Annotated in this window: 14 protein-coding genes and 1 pseudogene; 7 read left to right on the forward strand and 8 right to left on the reverse strand. The window is 42.4% G+C overall.

The window, feature by feature from the left end:
- Positions 1-27: 27 nt before the first annotated feature.
- On the forward strand, positions 28-837 hold the full coding sequence (locus ACVFI8_RS20930) for a fumarylacetoacetate hydrolase family protein (protein ID WP_248711658.1): 810 nt from the start codon (positions 28-30) through the stop codon (positions 835-837).
- Between the two features lie 28 nt (positions 838-865).
- On the opposite strand, the gene ACVFI8_RS20935 is transcribed toward ACVFI8_RS20930, so the two are convergent.
- On the reverse strand, positions 866-1267 hold the full coding sequence (locus tag ACVFI8_RS20935; RefSeq protein ID WP_248711657.1) for a hypothetical protein: 402 nt from the start codon (positions 1265-1267) through the stop codon (positions 866-868).
- A 221-nt stretch (positions 1268-1488) separates the two neighbouring features.
- On the opposite strand from ACVFI8_RS20935, the gene glnS reads away from it, so the two are divergent.
- Both glnS and msrA read left to right on the forward strand, forming a co-directional pair.
- Positions 1489-3153 (forward strand): glutamine--tRNA ligase, encoded by a 1665-nt coding sequence (gene glnS / locus ACVFI8_RS20940; RefSeq protein WP_457872576.1) that lies wholly within the window; start codon positions 1489-1491, stop codon positions 3151-3153.
- Positions 3154-3197: 44 nt separating this feature from the next.
- Positions 3198-3833 (forward strand): peptide-methionine (S)-S-oxide reductase MsrA, encoded by a 636-nt coding sequence (msrA, locus tag ACVFI8_RS20945; RefSeq protein ID WP_248711655.1) that lies wholly within the window; start codon positions 3198-3200, stop codon positions 3831-3833.
- 56 nt (positions 3834-3889) lie between these two features.
- Here msrA and ACVFI8_RS20950 read toward each other — a convergent pair.
- From ACVFI8_RS20950 to miaE, 4 genes and pseudogenes are all read right to left on the reverse strand, one after another.
- Positions 3890-4150, reverse strand: a pseudogene (locus ACVFI8_RS20950) (DUF6482 family protein); the annotation flags it as partial.
- A gap of 125 nt (positions 4151-4275) precedes the next feature.
- Positions 4276-4503 (reverse strand): hypothetical protein, encoded by a 228-nt coding sequence (locus tag ACVFI8_RS20955; RefSeq protein WP_248711653.1) that lies wholly within the window; start codon positions 4501-4503, stop codon positions 4276-4278.
- A 290-nt stretch (positions 4504-4793) separates the two neighbouring features.
- Positions 4794-5369, reverse strand: coding sequence for an LON peptidase substrate-binding domain-containing protein (locus tag ACVFI8_RS20960; RefSeq protein ID WP_248711652.1), 576 nt, complete (start codon positions 5367-5369; stop codon positions 4794-4796).
- Between the two features lie 92 nt (positions 5370-5461).
- Entirely contained in the window at positions 5462-6403 is a 942-nt protein-coding gene (gene miaE, locus ACVFI8_RS20965; RefSeq protein WP_457872577.1) for a tRNA isopentenyl-2-thiomethyl-A-37 hydroxylase MiaE, read from the reverse strand.
- Between the two features lie 117 nt (positions 6404-6520).
- Here miaE and ACVFI8_RS20970 point away from each other — a divergent pair, with 117 nt between their 5' ends.
- Complete coding sequence (locus tag ACVFI8_RS20970) at positions 6521-6706, forward strand: hypothetical protein (protein ID WP_248711650.1); 186 nt, start codon at positions 6521-6523, stop codon at positions 6704-6706.
- A 10-nt stretch (positions 6707-6716) separates the two neighbouring features.
- Here ACVFI8_RS20970 and ACVFI8_RS20975 read toward each other — a convergent pair whose 3' ends face one another.
- Entirely contained in the window at positions 6717-7412 is a 696-nt protein-coding gene (locus ACVFI8_RS20975) for a J domain-containing protein (RefSeq protein WP_457872578.1), read from the reverse strand.
- Between the two features lie 146 nt (positions 7413-7558).
- Here ACVFI8_RS20975 and ACVFI8_RS20980 point away from each other — a divergent pair, with 146 nt between their 5' ends.
- A complete protein-coding gene (locus tag ACVFI8_RS20980; protein ID WP_457872579.1) occupies positions 7559-8707 on the forward strand; it encodes a JmjC domain-containing protein in 1149 nt (382 codons plus the stop codon).
- A gap of 381 nt (positions 8708-9088) precedes the next feature.
- A complete protein-coding gene (locus ACVFI8_RS20985; RefSeq protein WP_248711647.1) occupies positions 9089-10195 on the forward strand; it encodes a phosphoribosylaminoimidazolesuccinocarboxamide synthase in 1107 nt (368 codons plus the stop codon).
- A gap of 64 nt (positions 10196-10259) precedes the next feature.
- Here ACVFI8_RS20985 and ACVFI8_RS20990 read toward each other — a convergent pair whose 3' ends face one another.
- Entirely contained in the window at positions 10260-13145 is a 2886-nt protein-coding gene (locus tag ACVFI8_RS20990) for a hypothetical protein (RefSeq protein ID WP_457872580.1), read from the reverse strand.
- Positions 13146-13206: 61 nt separating this feature from the next.
- The gene (locus ACVFI8_RS20995) at positions 13207-14436 is read right to left on the reverse strand and encodes a phosphatase PAP2 family protein (protein ID WP_457872581.1); all 1230 of its coding nucleotides are present in this window, start codon (positions 14434-14436) and stop codon (positions 13207-13209) included.
- A 207-nt stretch (positions 14437-14643) separates the two neighbouring features.
- On the opposite strand from ACVFI8_RS20995, the gene recR reads away from it, so the two are divergent.
- Positions 14644-15246: a recombination mediator RecR gene (recR, locus tag ACVFI8_RS21000; RefSeq protein ID WP_248711644.1), complete on the forward strand. Its 603-nt coding sequence runs from the start codon at positions 14644-14646 to the stop codon at positions 15244-15246.
- The last annotated feature ends 201 nt before the right edge of the window (positions 15247-15447 follow it).

Here is a 15447-nt window from a genome sequence, read left to right on the forward strand (position 1 = left end):
CCACTTGTTCTCAGCAAAGGATTGTCTATGAAAGCCCGTCGACAGATTTATTTAAGCTTAATGTTTAGCTCAGTGATTACTAGTTACAGCCATGCTAATGATTATGCGCTTATCGAAGGCGAACAGGCACCCGTTTGGGTGCAACGAAGTGGACAGTTGGCCCTGCACCTAGATGCCTCGCCCTTAGACGGCGGTGAAGCTAACGGACAATCTACCGCTATTGATGATGCTAAATTTCTGCTGCCGATTAAACCCGCTACCGTATTTGCTGTTGGATTAAATTACCGGAGTCATGCTGGCGACTCTGGTGCCGCTAAGCCTGAAATATTTTTTAAGTCTGCTAGCTCTCTCAGCATCGGAGGCTCTTTGCTACTGCCAAAGGATGCCAACAACGTGCATTTTGAGGGAGAGTTAGTGCTGGTAATTGGGAAAACCTGTAGCAAGGTAAATAAAGAGCAAGCCTTAGCTTGTGTATTTGCTTATACCTCCGGCAACGATTTAACTGAACGTAGTTGGCAAGGGCGAGATTTACAGTGGTGGCGGGCCAAGGGGGCTGATGGTTTTGCTCCAATCTCTCAGTGGCTTACGAGTGACATTGACCCATCAGATTTAACCGTGACTACACGTTTAAACGGTGCCATTGTGCAACAAGAAAGCACTAAAAACATGATTCATTCAGTAGAGGACATTGTCAGCTATATAAGTGGCTATGTCACATTGCAACCATGGGATGTAATTTTCACCGGTACCCCTGGTAGAACCCAAGCATTGAAAAAAGGAGATAAGGTGAGTGTCGCGGTGAGCTCGCTCAATCAGGTGGTTACTAATATCGAGTAACCACCTATATTGATTAGCCGAGGGATGACTATTTAACTGGGCTTAACCCTTTATCGCGGTTGGCTTTTGCTTGGTCTAAGTTAAAATCTGAAGATACCCAGTCACTGGCTTCAGCAGCGCTGAATTTATTCTGTGACCAGTCGCTTGCTGCTGCCAGTTCAAAGCCTGCGTCTAGCCACTCTCTGGATTCTACTGCGCTAAATTTTCCTGCCCAAGCCACTATTTGGTTAGGGTCAGTAAAATTCTGATCTACCCATTCTTTTACTTGGGGCTGGCTCATACCGGCTCGTACATAAGTTTGTACTTGCTCAACGCTTACTCCCATCTCTTTCCAGGCAGAGATTTCAGACTCAGACATTCCATCCCAAGTTGGTTGACTAGAACAAGCGACCAACAATAGTACAGCGCTTATAAAGCTCAATATTTTCATAACGTTCCTTAGTATTATTTAGTACTGATTAAAATATAAACCATATAAGCAAATCTTCCATTAAGACGAGGGATTAACTTTGTTTAAATCCATGAGAAAGGGTTAATCTGGCGAATACGGCGATCTTTTCGTCGCTTGACTGATGGTTGCTTGTACTAAGCCTAAGAATCAGAGATTATACGAGGCTATTTTGTTTAAACTGTATTTATAGGTAGGCTGGTATGAGTGAGGCGGACAATCGCCCTAGCAATTTCATTCGTCACATTATTGATGAAGATCTTAAATCAGGTAAACACACAAGTGTGCATACACGTTTTCCACCTGAGCCAAATGGTTACTTACACATCGGCCATGCTAAGTCGATCTGTCTCAATTTTGGCATTGCTCAAGACTACCAAGGAGCGTGTAATTTACGCTTTGATGACACCAACCCAGAAAAAGAAGATATAGACTACGTTAACTCTATTCAACAAGACGTTAAGTGGTTGGGTTTCGAATGGGATAGTGAAGTATGTTATTCATCTAACTACTTTGACCAATTGTACGGCTACGCGGTTGAATTGATAGAAAAAGGCCTAGCATTTGTTTGTTTCCTAAATGCTGAGGAAGCACGCGAATACCGTGGGACTTTAAGTCAACCAGGAAAAAACAGTCCGTACCGTGATACGTCTGTTGAAGAAAATTTAGCGTTGTTTGAAAAAATGCGAGCTGGCGAGTTTAAAGAAGGCGAGTGTTCCTTACGCGCTAAAATAGACATGAGTTCATCATTCATGTGTATGCGTGATCCAGTTATTTATCGTATTCGCTTCGCCCATCACCATCAAACGGGTGACAAATGGTGCATTTACCCGATGTACGATTTTACTCACTGTATTTCAGATGCGATTGAAGGTATAACCCATTCCTTATGTACACTGGAATTTCAAGATAACCGCCGTTTATACGATTGGGTACTTGAAAATATTACTATCGATACTGTGCCACACCAGTACGAGTTTTCACGCTTAAACCTTGAATACACGGTAATGTCTAAGCGTAAATTAAACACCCTGGTCACCGAAGGCCATGTTAATGGTTGGAACGATCCTCGAATGTTAACCATTGCGGGTTTACGCCGTCGCGGTTATACAGCGGCCTCTATCGTTGAATTTTGTAAACGCATAGGCGTGACAAAAATGGAAAACATGGTAGAGATGCCAATGTTAGAAGCCTGTATTCGTGACGACTTAAATGCTAATGCTCCTCGTGCTTTGGCCGTATTAGATCCGATCAAGGTGATCATCGAAAACTACCCAGAAGATAAAGTTGAGCAGTTAAGCGCGCCATTACACCCAAGTGAAGACATGGGTGAGCGTGATCTTCCGTTTAGCCGAGAACTCTACATTGAAGCTGAAGACTTCCGCGAAGAAGCAAATAAGAAATTTAAGCGCTTGGTGATCGGCAAAGAAGTTCGATTACGTAATGCTTACATGATTAAAGCTGAACGCTGCGACAAAGACGAAAATGGTAATGTGACGACGGTTTATTGTACTTACGATGATACAACCTTAGGCAAAAACCCTGAAGACGGACGCAAACCTAAAGGTGTGATTCATTGGGTATCAGCCAGCCATGCTAAGGCCGCTGAAATACGTTTATACGATCGCCTATTTACGGTGGCTAATCCCGCGGCAGAAGAAGATTTTACTCAAGTATTAAACCCTGAGTCATTAATCGTCAAATACGGTTTTGTTGAGCCAAGTTTAGTCAACGCTAAAGCAGAACAAGCCTACCAGTTTGAACGCCAAGGTTATTTTTGCGCTGATAGTGAAGAGTCAAGCGCTGAAAAACTGGTGTTTAACCGCACGGTTGGTTTACGTGATACTTGGGCAAAAATCGGCGGTTAGTTTGCTAGTTTTAAGCTTTTGCCAAGATGAATGGAGCGGTATCGATGAGCAAAACAGATATGGTAAGTGAGCAGGATGCCTTAGTGGGCCGCAAAACGGCTATTACGCTTGACGGTATTCATGCGGTGAATGGTAGTGATTATTTGCAACCAGCAGCCGGTTTGAGCGTTGGCTACTTTGGTTTAGGCTGTTTTTGGGGTGGAGAGCGCTTGTTCTGGCAACAGAATGGCGTAGTGTCGACGGCCGTTGGTTATGCAGGTGGATATACTGAAAACCCAAGCTACGATGAGGTATGTACCGGATTAACCGGTCATACTGAGGTAGTTAAAGTCATTTACGACCCAAAAGTGCTTAGCTATCAAACCTTGTTAGCGTGTTTCTTTGAGCAGCATGATCCAACCCAAGGTATGCGCCAAGGGGCGGATGTGGGTAGCCAATATCGGTCGATGATTTTTGCTACTAATAGTGAGCAAGCAGGTTTAGCCCAACAAGCTCAGCACGCTTATCAACAAGCGCTACAAGGTGAAGGCTTGGATAGAGCGATCAGTACCGAAATTGTTGAGTTTACGATCTTCTATTACGCTGAACTTTATCATCAACAGTACTTACACAAAAATCCCAATGGTTACTGTGGTATTGGAGGCTTAGGGGTTTGCTTACCGCCCTGGCTTCAAGACTAATTGTCACTGAGCGTTAAAAGCAGCCTTCTATTGGCTGCTTTTTTGTTGGCCAAACTCTAGTGTTTTGGCCAGCTCAATTCCATTTTAAGCAGTGATGAACTATTCGGAAGCCCACACATTTCGTCATAAGCTGAATGCTGTATCAGCCATACCTTGTCAATAGACTGTTGCTGATAGTGTTGTTTAATACTAGACAAACTGCTAAACCGCTTAGTGTGTTTATAGGGATAATCGGTTACAGCGCGAACATCTGGCGCTTGCTCGCAAACCAAATAGATATCGCCTTCGTGGGAGTTAATAATCAAATCCATAATCCTTTCCTCGTGTAAAAGTTAAAGGTTCATGGTTAATACGTAATAGGGGAGAAAAAGGATGTATAAGTGGCATGGTTATTTGGAAAATAGAACTGGGGGAGGTAGCAACCACCCCCAAGATTTCTAATCTAGCGGCGCAATTGTAAAATACTTACCGGACAGCTTAATCCGAGTTTTTCTGCAGCTTGCGTGAATCCGCTTTCTAAACTTTCAAAACTTAAGTTTGAAGTGAATTCCATACACAGCAAGTCTCGCTCTTTTTCTATATTCCACAACACTGCCTCGTCAGCAGTCGCCGTTTGGATCAATGGTAGTGCTTGAGTTATCGCTGCGCTTATTTTAGCTTTGTATCTCATGAATCACCTTTTAGAGAAAGCAAGATTCGCAGTTTACTTACTTTCTAACTACTAGATATTTATGGTTCCAAGGGTTTTGGCCGGTAAGCTAATCAGAAGTAAATCTTTTGATTCAACTAACACAACCTTTTATCATCCATGATCAACACATAATAAAGCACTTTAGGTTGTAAAAGTGTGTAAAAGTTCGCAATTTATTGTAATAGTGAGATCTCAGGCAATAAATGACTTTAAGATAAGATTTAATAGCTGTTTAGCATGCTTAAATTGAATGTAAAGCAAGCAATCGTTTAGTCACTAGTGCTGATGGTAATCTCAGACACCAGTTGATGAACCAGCTTATCCAAATTTGCAAAGTCATCTTCTTTAAGAATTTGATTTTTAGCTCTGCTGGAAAATGGTAACAATTCTAACCAACGAGCTACTACCCAATACTCGCTATTATAATCATAAAAGTCGGGGTGGTTGTCGTATAAGGTGTGTTGGCTAAGTACTTGTTTTAACTTAGCCGTTAGCTCGTCATCTTGGGTATTGTTACTGGGGTGTTGCCAGTGGCTTTTCGCTTTGATGGTTGCGCTATATAGTTTATCGTCGGACTGGCTTATGTCGGCTAGGTCTACCCGCTTGAGGGCTCTAATGGTTATTCCTAACATTCCGTCTTCTAATTGCTCAAAGTCTTCAATAATACAGTGAACACCTATCTCAAATTCGGTTACATCATCAGCTTTTGGTTGGCATAACACAAAACCTTTAGCTTCTTCACTGGCTATCGATACTAAGCGTAGATAGCGAGGCTCAAAAATTCTGAGCTGGCTTATCCCCCCGGGCATTAACAACATATCTAACGGAAATAAAGGTAAACGCATAATACACCTATTCTTTTTATAGAAGTTGATTGCTACGAGTTACTACGCTAAAACCAATCAAGCTGATCAACTTGCGTGGGCATATCTTTATATTAGTTGATAGGAACACCACTATGAAATCTAAATTCAGCAGATGGCTGCATGATTAGCTCGGCTTCATAGGCGGCAAATTCACTCACTCGTTGTTGTAACAGCTCTGGTTCGCTTAGCTGAGAGGCCAGCAGTATATAATCTTGGTAGTGCCGGGCTTCTGATCGAAGTAGTGAGTTATAAAACTTCGCTAAACTCGCCGGCAAGTGTGGCGCTAACGCGGCAAAACGCTCACAAGAGCGCGCTTCTATAAAGGCTCCTACGATGAGCTTATCTACCAATGCTTGTGGTTCGTAATGGCGAACTCTAGCAATTAAGCCTTTAGCGTAATGTCCTGCATGTAGGTTTCTATATTCAAGTCCCAAACTATGCATGATGGAAAAAACTTGTTCAAAATGATGTAACTCTTCTTTTATCAGCAAACGCATTTTTTCTAGCAGTTGTTGATTAAACGCTGTGGATTGGTTGAGTTCGGCGTTTAGGCGCAACGCAGACAAATGCTCAGTGATAGGAAAGCAGGGCAAATTGGCCAATTGCCGGTTTACTTGGCTGATTAACAGTGGCGCGAGTTTACAGCGCTCTAATAAGTCCAAGGCACTCATGGCGATGCTGGCTTGTTCATTGGTAGCAGCGCTAATGCCATTTGGAAAAAACCAGTTGACGAACACGTCTGCTGACCATTTTCCTGCGCGAAAAATGATAAACTCATAGGGCGCTAATAGTTGTTTGAGCTCGTTGGCAACATTGTTATGAGGACTTGCTGCGTACTTTGAGAGTAATTTTACGGCGGTGGCAGCCGCTTTCCATTCTGCATTGGCGTGGTCGCACAACAGGGTGGTGAGATTCTCTGGCCTTAGCGCTTGCTCGACCCACGTTTCTGGGGTGCGAACATTAAGAAACTGATAAATAGGTGTTAATAGGGAGCGAACCTCGGAGCTTTGCACGTATAAATCCAATTTATATGACTTTATGACCAATATTTGTGAATTTCACCCAAATGGATGCTTGAATTCAATTTGCTAAAGGTTACACTTTTGCTAACTAGAAAACGAGAGCTAATCATGGAACAGATCAAGCAACAGTTTGACCAATTATTAAGCCCACTTGAACAGTTAACCAGCTTATGCGATAGACTGCCTTGTGGTGATAAAAAAAATGCGTTAATGAAGTCTATTCAGTTAGTTAAAGATCAAAATGAACAGGCTAAACAAGAAGCCTACGCCTTACTGTCGCAAACCCAATCTTAGCTTTATTCTTTTATTGAGCGTCACTCGTTGTTTTATTGTCAGAGAGTGGATGTATTTTTTGCTGCTCTAAAAACTGTAACTGAACATTGCTTAACAAATGTCTATTTTCGTCGCTTAATAATTGCTCAATTATCTGCCTACTCTGGTAAAAATCAGTTTCCACATATTGTAAGCGAGCCTTACTCAATCGTAACTTCTGTTTCAACTCCCAGTTGGCATAAAGCTGATCTTGATTTTGCAGTGCCGTAGTGGTTAACGAAGAGGGCGCTGACGCAGCCTTTGTCTGCGGTTGTGTAAGTAAGTGCTCTTTTGCTGGGCGTTCCCAAGACCAAAACATTAACACAACGATAAGCACAGCAACCGAAATGATTGGCGACCAAATCATGGCCCTAGTGAAGGTAAGCTGTTTGGTATGGGCTCCTTCCCCCATGCTGATAGCGAGCTTTTGGATGTGAAATTGCTGTTGATGAATAACCTTTTTTAATGAGCGTACTTCAGCAGCTGTAGCGATATTATTATCAAAGTTAGCCGCTTGTAGGCCTTGTCCCGACATTAAGTGTTGATAGCTGTTTCTAATTAGCACCACTAACGCACTAGAGCCACCTTTGTCAGGATGGCAACGAACCAATAGTTGCTTATAGCGTGTTTTTATCTGTTGTTGCGTAGCATTGTCATCTAATGCAAACAGCTGGAAATGCGTAGTCATTTTAGGGCTTACAATCCTTGGTCTTAGCGCAAGAAGAATACAAAGTTTTTTTCAACTTGTCTCATCTATTAATTGTGCAATTTACAACAATTTATTCTTCGTTTATACGTTACAATCTAGCGGCTTGATTCTAGTGGTAGGGTGTTATGTATAAAACAGCATTTAGTATTGACCAGTTTATGGCCGAATTTTGGCAACAACGACCATGTTTATTGAAGCAGGGCATCATTGACTTTGTTGATCCCCTATCGGCTGAAGAACTTGCCGGCTTGGCCATGGAAGAAGACATTCAATCAAGGATCGTTTCACATAAAGCGGGTCATTGGACCGCACTACAAGGGCCCTTTGAAGATTTTGGCATTTTAGGCGAATCGCACAGCTCTTTGTTGGTTCAAGGAGTGAATCACTGGAATGGCAATATAGCAAACTTGGCAGAGGCGTTTAGCTTCATCCCTAACTGGCGCTTTGATGACGTAATGGTCTCGTATTCTACGACCAAGGGAGGAGTGGGCCCGCATATTGATCAGTATTGTGTGTTTATTATTCAGGGCTCAGGTACGCGCCACTGGCGGGTAGGTAATAAGCAGGTATTAAAAGAGTTCACTAGCGACGACAAACTTAAGCACTGTGAAGACTTCATCGCCGATATTGACGTTATTCTAGAACCCGGCGATGTGTTGTATATCCCGCCAGGTTGTCCTCATGAAGGTTACGCCATTGAGCCAGCGATGAATTATTCCGTTGGATTTCGTGCGCCAGATGCCAAAGAATTGTTGTCAGGTTTTGCCGACTATATGTTGCGTCATGATGTTAAAGCAAAGCGCTTTATTGACCCTAAACGCCCTCCCTGCAAAGAGTACGGGCGAATAGCCGAAAATGACATCATTGGTTTAAATAAGTTGATGATTTCATTACTTAACTCCCCAACTAATACCGCGCATTTCTTGGGTGAGTACTTAAGCGAAACAGCGCATAGCTCCGATTTATGTGTACTCAGCGATGCTGAAGACCAAATCGATTACCATCGTTTACATGCCAATATGGATGAAGGTTTAGTGCTGAAGCGTTGTGCTGGCGTTAAGGCTCTGTATCTTGATGTATTACCCTACCAACTATTTGTTGATGGCCACGCATATAAAATACCCACTTGTTCATGGGCTTTAGCTAAAAGTTTATGTGATTATAGTCGTGTAGACAGCCATTCTTTTAGAGCTTTTAACGAAGATGCTAAGCAATTAGATTGGTTAATTGAATTAATTAATGCAGGCTATTGGTATTTCGATGAAATTGATTAAATGACGATAAAAGCTGGCTAATGAATACTCGCCAGCTTTTTATTTGTCACCATTAAACACCAGTAAAGTTAGCACTTAACCGTCTATATTTTTATTTAGCATTAGCGTTTCAGTCACGAGTAAACAGACCAATCAATCTGCCTATAAGCACCTATATTTGAACCAACAATAGTACCAAGCAAGTATACCGATTGATGATATCTGTGGCTAAGTTGGCTTATAGAGCTTGTCGACATGAATGGATAGTTAGTCAGTTGAATAGCTAGTAGTTGCTGAAGTTTCTGGTAAAATCCCACAGCAATCGATTGTTCCCCGCAAAAACCACTGGTTAATGTAATGACAAGGTAGTGGTTTTTCACCATTGAAATAGGACTGTTTACCATGAGTCTCGCTGATAAAGTATTAGCAGTGAATAATGATCTACCCATTCGCACTGATCGCCCAGTTCATAGTGGCAAGGTGCGCTCTGTTTATTGGCTCACCGAAGCAGACAGTAAACGATTGATTAGTGAAAAGGGCTATGATGTTGCCCCTGATACCCCTTTAGCCATTATGGTAATTAGTGATCGAATTTCAGCATTTGATTGTATTTGGCATGGCGAAGACGGTTTAAAAGGGGTTCCCGGTAAAGGGGCTGCGCTCAACGCTATCTCAAACCATTGGTTTAAGCTGTTCAAAGAGCAGGGGCTAGCAGATAGCCACATTCTGGATATTCCACACCCGTTTGTGTGGATAGTACAAAAAGCTCGCCCAGTGATGATTGAGGCCATTTGCCGTCAGTACATTACTGGTTCGATGTGGCGTGCTTACGCAGTCGGTGAACGCAACTTCTGTGGCATAGATCTCCCCGAAGGTTTACAGAGGGATCAAAAACTCCCTGATTTATTGATTACGCCCTCAACTAAAGGCATCTTAAAAGGTATCCCCGGTGTGCCTGAAGCAGATGACGTGAATGTAACTCGGCAAAATATCAGCGATAATTTTGCTGCGTTTAACTTTAAAACCGCCGAAGATATCGATACCTACGAGCGTTTACTCAAAGAGGGTTTTGCGGTTATCAGCCAAGCTTTGGGCGAAATAGACCAAGTGTTTGTCGATACCAAATTTGAATTTGGTTATGTAACAGATGCTCAAGGTAACGATAAGCTTATTTATATGGATGAAGTGGGAACCCCTGATTCTTCCCGTATTTGGGATGGCCCACAATATCGATTAGGTAATGTAGTTGAAAATTCAAAAGAAGATTTTCGCCAAACACTGCTTAATTACTTTCCAGACTCAGACATCTTGTTAAACAAAAATCGTATGCCTGAGCGAGAAGCCTTAGCCCGTGACAATAATTTGCCAGTAGAAGTATTAATGAAAATTTCTAGTACTTATATCGGTATTGCAGAAAAAATTACCGGCAAGAAAATTGTGATGGGTAATAACCCAAAGCAGGAAGTGATTGATATTCTTCGCGAAGAGTATGACTTAATCGCCGATTAACAAAGTACAATAAAAAGCAAAACCACTCGAGGTTTTGCTTTTTTTAGTTTCCCAATATGAGTAACTAAGCGCGCAATAAGCTGTGTAATTGGTTTACTGACACGTCTAAGGCGGAGCTATCTCGATTAAAACTAGCATTGAGTAGTTGTTGCAAGGTCTTATCTAACTCTGGATCAGAGAACTTCTCAGCGCTGATGGCAATTTGTTTAATATGTTGCTGAGTGTCGGCCCATGAATGGGTCTCTAGCTGCTTGTTGATTAGCGATAATCGATTCTTAGTTTCCTGACTAAAAATAGTATAAAGCGGCTTTAAATAACTTTCTTGTTGCTGAGCGCCTTGGTTGACAGGCAATGCAATCTGCGTTGATGGCTGGTCTATGTTGTCAGTGAGCAGCTCGATAAAACGATTATAGGTCTCATCAGATTGGCTTAAGGCTGTAAGTAATTGTTCGTCTTGATAAAGTGATGAGAATGGCAAGGCGTTGGTTTGATTCAATTGTGACAGTATTAGCAATTGCTGGTCATCAATGGGGTGGTTGATCTGGTAATGCTTTAAATCAGTGCTAGGAAGCGCCACAGGGTTTTCAATTTGTTGTGCATGAATCAGCAAACTGGGTGTAAGTGGCGTGTTAGATAATTGCTTGAACAGTGGCTCTGATATCAAGCTATCACTGATCAACACCGCATCGAGGTGACTTAAGCCATTTAAGGTCTCATCCAAATCAGCCAAGCTGCAATGAAAAGCTTCTCCAGAATAATTATCGATAAAATCGCTGATCAGCAAGGGAGTGCTGTTAGGGGCGTCAACCAGCAACACGCTGCCCTTGTTTAATCTAACTTGTGGGCTTTGGTCTTGTTCGGCCGCGATAGATACCATGGATAACTCAACAATATCTTTATTTAACATTGTACTGGTCTGACGTTTTGTATCACTAAGCTGTTCAACAATATAGCTAGTGAGTAAAGGCCGTAAGCAGTGGCTAGAGCCGATGGTTAATTGCGTGTCCTGTGGCAGCTGGTCTAAGACCTGAACGGTTAACAAATCGGCGATATTGAGTTGGCTGAGCGCGTCTGGCAGTTGGTTTTGTTCATCAAAATACCATACCGCTTTATTAACATCTAAGAGCTCGAGTGTATCCAAAGAAATCATCTTACAGCCGAACAGTTGTAACTGTAGTTGTAAACATTGCTGCAAAAAAGGATTAGCGAGGTTAGCCACTACTTGGACGCACTCAGCTTGTGGCTTACAGGTTGCGAGTAATGTACTGCCTTGGTTATTATCAAAGGGCAGAGTGATAGACAGTGAGTCATCATTCTGTGTCTGACTCCCTCCGATAAGCGCGACTAAAGGTTGGCAGCAGTCAATAATCGATTGTTGAACCGTGCTCAGATTATTGGCTTGCTCTACGTCTATATTGAGCTGTAACTGTTGCTGGTTTAAATCTAATTGAATGAGCACTTGACTACCGCTTGGATATAGCGAGATTAAGTACAAATTTAAGTCAATTAAAGCCTGAAAATGGGCTTGATTTAACCAGTATCCTTCCGCTATTTCCGGGTTTACCACCAAGCTCCAAGTGATTTTTTTAGCCAATAGTAAATCTGAAAAACCGTTTAACCGTGTTTCTAATATGGCTAGCGGCGAGTATTGGTTAACATTTAAGATGTTGTCCTGTTGGTCAATCCAAGGTAAACATTTTAGCAAACTAGCTAAACGAAAATTGGCGTCTAAGTCTAGCCTTGATCCTTGCCGCATTAGTTGTTTTGGCAGTTGTTGTGTCAGGCTTAATTGGTGTAATGCCTCTAAGCAAGCCGCTTTTATTGGCGTATAAAGTTGGCTATCTTGTAGCTGAATGGTGTGTTTTTGTTGCTTAACTGATTCTATAGAATAATCGTTTGCTGGTAGTGGCGAAATGGTGACCAAATACAAACTATCATCACTAAAGGTAAGCGTAAGATGATTGGCGAAATATCGTTCCCCGGAGCTTTTTTCTTCAATCAACAAACTAAATGTCTCGGGGTAGGATACCAAAAGCTCGATAAAATCGGGTTGTGTTAGGTTGTGCTGTTGCGGTGCGGGCTGGTACATATCATTTAAATTAACGCCACCTAACTGCTGATTATTAAGTTGTAGTTTGTTTAATGCCAGTCGACTGGCTTCAATAATATGGTTTTTTTCATCGAGTATGTAATGCGCCTCGTTGGCGTATTCTAATAGTGCTTTTTTTATTCCGCTCGCTCGGTTTGATAGACCAATCATCTGTTTAAATTTGCTTTGGTCTTTGTTGTGTTGCTCGTGGGCTACGGCCAGTTTTTGCTTTAGTAAACGGTTAGTTTGAGAAAGCTTGGTATCTGCCGCTGACTCTTCATGCTTAGCCACAGGTGGTAGGGCCTGATTACTGTTTATCTTGGCTGGATTGCCGCTGATAATTCTCACGGTAAAGAAAATCAACACAAACTGGATGAACGCCATGATGGTCACAAGGTTTATCAGGGGGGCTTTATAATTGTGCATCCAATCAAGTATATTGGTCGGTGCTGAAAATTCGATTTCAACCCACGCAATGGGATTGATCTGGCTAGCCGGTTTAGTTTGATTGTTAAACTGCTTTGCCAGTTTGTTAGCGTGGTCACCTACTAGGTGGTTATTTTTCCTCGGTTGGCCTGCCTCGGTCATTAATGTCTGCGAACTTTGGTCAGTGACTTTTACATAGTTGATGCTCGGAGAGCTAAGTAATTGTTCGGCAAGCTCCTTTAGCACAGCCTTATTCTGACTATTTACTGCTTTTCTTGCACTTATCTCGAAAATACTCAGTGATGTTTTCACTTCACTTTCTATGTTGTTACGCTGTTGTTTATATAGAAAAGGTAAGCTTATAGCGACAAGGCTAGCGACCACGATGAGGCATACTAAATTAATCAGCAGGGCATTTTTAAATGTTTTACTCACAGTCATCCTTTGTACTGCTAGTTATCACTAATGGGTGAATCACGCTTTTTTACTTATCGAGTTAGAATGCATATCCAAGACGTAGATACAGTGTATCAAACTCAATTTTTCTGAAGGTTTTAGCATTGTCTTGGTCACGCTTATAATAGTTATAACCGCCACCTATGTCCCAGCGAGCATTAAACGCGTAATTCAAACCAATGTCCGTAGATACGAGTTCGCCATCACCATTATTTCCGTATTGGCCGCTAAATGACAGGTCAAAGTCGGGGGTGAATTTATAACCTAAAGTGGCATTGACTAAAGGATATAACAGCCATTCTTCGTCGCCGGAAATTTGTTGACTGAAACTAGAATCGGGATAAAGGGATGCTTGTGCGTACTGAACTAAAACACCTAAGCCAGCTTTAGCTATCCACTGCTTTGCAAGTTGTAGGTCATATTGCCAATTAACCATGTTGTCCCAAACTTGGTATTGAGCATAGACACTATCACCACTGTCGAGCTTACCTTCGTCTCGAGCTTCGTAAGGTTGTGACAAAAAGCTGAAGCTGTGGTGGGTATTTGGTGTCCAAGTCCAACGAACAGCTGCACTTGTAATAGTATCTTCTTGGCCAAATTCGATGCCCTGTTGGTCGCTAAAACTGCCTATGTCATTTGATTTTAATCTGGTAGGGCCCAATAGGAAGTCAAATCTAAATTTGGGGTCAAAGTGGGTGGCGGGTGTTTTAGAGCGCGTACCACCCTCGAAAAAACTGTTAGAGACAGACACTTGTAAACCGGTGGCATCGCCATCAACCATTGGGCTGACGCGTATATCTTCGCTTATTGGATTAACAAAAAATAAGTTACTCAGGGTCGCAATGCTGGCACCAGCAATAACATCATCCCAATAGTGTTTATCACCATGCACCCGGCTCCAGCCGGTATAGCCCGCTAACGCGTAGGCAGGGACGCCCCACGCAGAGCCATAACGAGTCTGAAAAAATGATGCGCCACTAAAGGCTGCAGCAGTATGACCAGAAGGAAATGAGTTATTAGTGGTAAAGTTTGGACGGCGCTTATCAACTGAAAATTTAATGCCATGAGTGAATATCATGGTAGTAGCAAAAGACTTGGTTAGTTGTAAGCTCCCATGGTAGTCACCCTTAGCTAAACTAACGCCTAGACCTCCAAGAGGCAAAAGAATTTGTGTGTAGTCACCTATCTGTACATAAGTGTCTTCTGCTACAGCATGATTACCTAACAAAAACAGTAATGCAGCACTGGCTGCTTTCATTTTTAGACGCATAAATATTCCATATTATAATCGTTCTTCCATGTTGTCTGTTTAGCCAACTTAGCCGATGATACCGACTGTCCAAGCTTTTATCTAGCATTTAACTACGGCAGCAAACAGGCCTCTGTTTCGGTGATTTAAGAAATTGAATAGGGAGGGTGAATTTTCACAAATTCACTGGTACATTAGCTTCGCTAAAACAAAGTGTAGTGGAAAATAATGAAATATAGCCCCAGTATAGACAGCCTCATCAAATCTTTACAAGTATTACCAGGCGTGGGCCCGCGTAGCGCTCAGCGTATGGCATTTGATTTATTAGAAAGGAAACGTCGCGATGGCCTAAAGCTCGCTGCGTGCATTAATAAAGCAATGGACGTGGTTGGCCACTGCAATGCCTGCCGCAATTTTGCTGAAGAAGAGCTATGTGTCATTTGCCAGTCACCCAAGCGGCTAAGTAAAGGTGTTATTTGTGTTGTAGAGACACCGGCAGATGTAGCCGCAATTGAGCAAACGTCACAATTTTTTGGTAGTTACTTTGTGTTGATGGGCCACTTATCTCCGCTAGATGGCATCGGCCCCAGTGAGTTGCACCTCGATAAGCTCGAGCTACGCCTACAAAACGAACAGGTGCAAGAGCTTATACTTGCTACTAACCCTACGGTAGAGGGTGAAGCGACGGCTTATTACATCGCTGACATGGCCAAACGATACCAAGTAAAAGTATCGAGAATTGCCCACGGCGTGCCTTTGGGCGGAGAACTCGATAGTGTCGATGGCACCACCTTGTCGCATTCACTGATAGGTCGACAAAGCTTCGATTAGTCAGACCAAATTATATTGCTGACAAAACGCTAAGGTAATCCTCTACGTTAGCGCCTTATATCATCTTCATTGCTTAGTCTTCTATCTAATGCCTCTTTTATTTTGCACAGTTTTTGGGCGATTAATGTTCAATCTGGTGCTTAGTTGTAACCATATTGCTTGATTGTTTCGCTCGTAATCGCCGTGAACGCTATCGGTTGT

The organism is Agarivorans sp. MS3-6 (assembly GCF_054112545.1).

Coding starts and splice junctions, on each gene's coding strand:
- ACVFI8_RS20930 (WP_248711658.1), top strand. CDS start 28: ATGAAAGCCCGTCGACAGATTTATTTAAGCTTAATGTTTAGCTCAGTG.
- ACVFI8_RS20935 (WP_248711657.1), bottom strand. CDS start 1,267: ATGAAAATATTGAGCTTTATAAGCGCTGTACTATTGTTGGTCGCTTGT.
- glnS (WP_457872576.1), top strand. CDS start 1,489: ATGAGTGAGGCGGACAATCGCCCTAGCAATTTCATTCGTCACATTATT.
- msrA (WP_248711655.1), top strand. CDS start 3,198: ATGAGCAAAACAGATATGGTAAGTGAGCAGGATGCCTTAGTGGGCCGC.
- ACVFI8_RS20955 (WP_248711653.1), bottom strand. CDS start 4,503: ATGAGATACAAAGCTAAAATAAGCGCAGCGATAACTCAAGCACTACCA.
- ACVFI8_RS20960 (WP_248711652.1), bottom strand. CDS start 5,369: ATGCGTTTACCTTTATTTCCGTTAGATATGTTGTTAATGCCCGGGGGG.
- ACVFI8_RS20970 (WP_248711650.1), top strand. CDS start 6,521: ATGGAACAGATCAAGCAACAGTTTGACCAATTATTAAGCCCACTTGAA.
- ACVFI8_RS20975 (WP_457872578.1), bottom strand. CDS start 7,412: ATGACTACGCATTTCCAGCTGTTTGCATTAGATGACAATGCTACGCAA.
- ACVFI8_RS20980 (WP_457872579.1), top strand. CDS start 7,559: ATGTATAAAACAGCATTTAGTATTGACCAGTTTATGGCCGAATTTTGG.
- ACVFI8_RS20985 (WP_248711647.1), top strand. CDS start 9,089: ATGAGTCTCGCTGATAAAGTATTAGCAGTGAATAATGATCTACCCATT.
- ACVFI8_RS20995 (WP_457872581.1), bottom strand. CDS start 14,436: ATGCGTCTAAAAATGAAAGCAGCCAGTGCTGCATTACTGTTTTTGTTA.
- recR (WP_248711644.1), top strand. CDS start 14,644: ATGAAATATAGCCCCAGTATAGACAGCCTCATCAAATCTTTACAAGTA.